The sequence below is a fragment of the Arsenophonus sp. ENCA genome (genome assembly GCF_002287155.1).
Taxonomy (GTDB): domain Bacteria; phylum Pseudomonadota; class Gammaproteobacteria; order Enterobacterales; family Enterobacteriaceae; genus Arsenophonus; species Arsenophonus nilaparvatae.
In genome coordinates this window covers 1-3,355 of record NZ_NHNG01000197.1, presented here as the reverse complement: position 1 = coordinate 3,355, position 3,355 = coordinate 1, and the positions used below count along the sequence as shown (strand labels likewise).

The window sequence follows — 3,355 nt, the reverse complement described above, 5'->3', positions numbered from 1 at the left end:
TCCCTGCTGACAGTTGAACGAGAAAGCCCCAATTCTCTAGCAATAGTGGCCTGAGTAACACCGTCAATTATTCGTTTTTCGATATAAAAACGCTCATGTAAGTTCAAATGTTTTCCCTTCATACAACAGTATCTCTTATGGGGTCATTACAGTAATTTTATCTATGTATGACCAAGGATTTACTTTGTTGCATTTCGTTTGGGAATTGGCGAATATCCTTATCAAAAAAATCAATTGGTTACTAACAAGGATGTTATATCATGCTTAAGTTTATTAATTCATATCTTCCAATAGAAAAAGCAGTTTTACAAGCAGAACTGCAAACGATATCACCTAAGATCGATTTCACCTGTCCATTAAAGAGTATTTATAACAGTGATGCCTTTATATCGGTAGAAAAAAGACCATTAAAGGGTTTGCATACTTGTCAAAAATTAAGTTTTCCAATAGATAAAGCAAGCAGTGAGCAACTGGCTGATTTTGTTTACAATCGTGACTTCACAATTTTAGAAGCAACCCAATGGGGAATTGATCGTGAATTGGCAAGGTTTGTGTCTAAAATGACTAATATAAAACTTTATCCACAAGATGGTCTATTAGAAGATAGTCATACTGGATTGGTGGCTTATATCTTTCGCAATAAGGTTGAGCGGGAAATTCGATTGGTATTTGGTGGGACAACCAGCGGTCATGGATTTAGCGGTGGAGCTCCGCGTTATATAAAAAATATTAATAATTTTATTAAGTGAGGCGAATGTTCATAATATATTTGGTGCTGTTCCTGCTTGCTATAAGCAGGCTGCGCAATTAATGCATAATCTGCAACAACTGGTTCAAATGGATGGGGAATGGAATGGATACAGGCTTTCAACCAGTGGTCATTCATTAGGTGGTGGTTTAGCTGCTTATGCAGCACTTAAGGTATCTAGCAAAGAAAATGTTATTTTGGCGGAATGTTTTAGCAGTGCTCAATTTGGCCGAGGTTTACAGCGCGATTTGTTAAAGCAACATGGTAGTTTAGATTTAGAGAAGGCTATGCATAATATCAATCATCATTATGTCGAAGGTGATGTTATTCCGAAGATGGATAAATTTTTTGCGGTTGATCATATTGGTAAAATTAATATTATTCCCCAAGCAACGAACAAAAAAGACAACTTTTTAGCGGCACATTCAAATTATGTCAAGCATAGTCTTATTTATGCGCTACAAACTTGAAAATAAAAGGAGAAATTGGACCGCAATTCTCCTTTTATTTTTAACTGATTAATAACAAAAATAGTAATAGGCTGGGTTATTTTTCTTCTTTACTATTGCGGGCAGGGTGGCCCAAATCGTTTTCATCACAATGATCTTTTTTGGAGCAATGTCCATATAAATAGAGACTGTGATTAGAGAGCTTGATGCCATGACGTTCCGCAATATTTTTTTGTCGTGTCTCAATGGATTCATCGCTGAATTCAATGACTTTACCACAATCTAAGCAAATTAAGTGATCATGGTGATGTTGTTGTGTCAACTCAAAAACCGATTTACCACCTTCAAAATTATGGCGAGTAACAATACCCGCGTCATCAAATTGATTTAGAACACGATAAACCGTTGCGAGGCCAATCTCTTCCCCCATATCAATGAGTTTTTTATAGAGATCTTCCGCACTGACATGATGGCATTCAGGCTCTTGTAATACCTCTAAAATTTTTAAACGTGGAAGTGTTACTTTAAGCCCTGCATTCTTCAATGCTTTATTGTTGTCGGTCATGCGGATCCTACCTTGTTGCATTAGCAGTGAATTCAATAATATCAAAACATCGTTAACAGTAGTATACTGTTTATTTCAAACTAATTTTACAATTATATATGTCATAATATCATTACACAATTTGCAGGAATTATCATATACAAAAAATATTGACAGCTATCAATCGATAATAGCTTGTAAATTTAGCTCTTCGGATATTTGTTTTACCCAGCTTTCCACTCGCTCAGCGGTTAGTTCCGGTTGCCTGTCTTCATCAATGGCAAGGCCAATAAAGTTAGAGTCATCAGCGAGCCCTTTTGATGCTTCGAAGTGGTAACCTTCTGTTGGCCAATGGCCAACAATGATAGCACCGTTAGGTTCAATAATCTCTTTCACAGTACCCATAGCATCACAGAAATATTCCGCATAATCTTCTTGATCGCCACAACCAAAAATAGCTACTAGCTTATTGGTAAAATCAATTTCTTCTAATGTCGGAAAGAAGTCATCCCAATCACACTGTGCTTCACCATAATACCAGGTAGGAATACCGAATAGTAAAATATCAAATGCTTCAATATCCTCTTTACTGCTTTTAGCAATATCATGAATTTCAGCAATATCAGCGCCGCCAAGGGCTTCTTGGATCATTTTGGCAATATTTTCTGTATTGCCAGTATCACTGCCGAAGAAGATACCTATGATTGCCATAAAGTAAATAAACCTCTTAATTTTAATTTGAGTTGTTTTGTTATCTTATCTTATCGTTATTAACAGTAGTTATAGCAAAGATAATAACGATTGATTAATAAATAATTAAATAACCATTATTTTGACGAAAATAACTGCATAATTCTGTCAATTTTGTGTGTTTTAGGCAAAATAAACCAGTAAAATTGCAATTCATCGGTTTTTCTTTGCTAATTGTGTCAGCAATATTTGTTCTATTAATTCACTACGGCTTATTTTTTGTTCTTGAGCTAGCATATTTAATGCCGCAACAGCACGCTCATTGATTTTTAATTCGACACGGCGTAACCCTTTGCTTTTATCACGTTTTAACTGATTACGTTTATTAATTTTTAATTGTTCATGTCGAGATAAAGGATTGGTTTTTGGACGCCCTGGTCTAAGTTCATCGGCGAATAAATCCCGGGTTGTACGATCAGTCTGCTCTTTTGCCATAAATTTAAATGTTGATGGAAATTTGCTAGTTACTTAAACCAATCATACCCTAGCATGATAACTATCGCTACTAACAGATAAAATATACTCAATTGATAAAGCAACCTATTAGTGAGTAATTGAAGTTAGCAATAGCCAGTAAAACGTATAAAAAGTGATCTTACTGGCGACTGGCGTTATTTTTAAGCGTTAATTTTTGTCATTGTTCCTATTTGTTGATGCCAGAGTTGAGCATAAAACCCATTTAACTTGAGTAGATTATCATGGCTGTCGAATTCAATCACTTGACCTTCATTAATCACACAAATTTTATCAGCATGACGAATGGTATTAAGGCGGTGGGCAATACTAATAACAGTTGACGCCTAGGAATTTACGCCTAGGAATTTCAACGCCTAGGAATTTCAAAGATCCTGAGGCCGTATGAAA

The 3,355-nt window shown here is 35.6% G+C and carries 6 protein-coding genes; 2 read left to right on the top strand and 4 right to left on the bottom strand.

Annotation, left to right across the window (positions count from 1 at the left end; all coding sequences use genetic code 11):
• Nucleotides 1-122 (bottom strand): helix-turn-helix domain-containing protein (locus tag CBG25_RS21315; RefSeq protein ID WP_366212652.1); only part of this gene is annotated, 122 nt, incomplete at its 3' end.
• Between the two features lie 138 nt (nt 123-260).
• On the opposite strand from CBG25_RS21315, the gene CBG25_RS05045 reads away from it, so the two are divergent.
• Nucleotides 261-749, top strand: a complete 489-nt coding sequence (locus tag CBG25_RS05045; RefSeq protein ID WP_290605006.1) for a hypothetical protein — start codon at nt 261-263, stop codon at nt 747-749.
• Complete coding sequence (locus tag CBG25_RS05040; RefSeq protein ID WP_366212704.1) at nt 727-1,218, top strand: hypothetical protein; 492 nt, start codon at nt 727-729, stop codon at nt 1,216-1,218. Before CBG25_RS05045 ends, CBG25_RS05040 begins: the two co-directional genes overlap by 23 nt.
• Before the next feature lie 76 nt (nt 1,219-1,294).
• On the opposite strand, the gene fur is transcribed toward CBG25_RS05040, so the two are convergent.
• The 3 genes from fur to ybfE form a co-directional block, all read right to left on the bottom strand.
• Nucleotides 1,295-1,762, bottom strand: coding sequence for a ferric iron uptake transcriptional regulator (gene fur, locus CBG25_RS05035; protein ID WP_290605004.1), 468 nt, complete (start codon nt 1,760-1,762; stop codon nt 1,295-1,297).
• A gap of 159 nt (nt 1,763-1,921) precedes the next feature.
• Complete coding sequence (gene fldA / locus CBG25_RS05030) at nt 1,922-2,452, bottom strand: flavodoxin FldA (protein WP_290605002.1); 531 nt, start codon at nt 2,450-2,452, stop codon at nt 1,922-1,924.
• 192 nt (nt 2,453-2,644) lie between these two features.
• Nucleotides 2,645-2,926: a LexA regulated protein gene (ybfE, locus tag CBG25_RS05025; RefSeq protein ID WP_280551473.1), complete on the bottom strand. Its 282-nt coding sequence runs from the start codon at nt 2,924-2,926 to the stop codon at nt 2,645-2,647.
• Nucleotides 2,927-3,355: the final 429 nt, after the last annotated feature.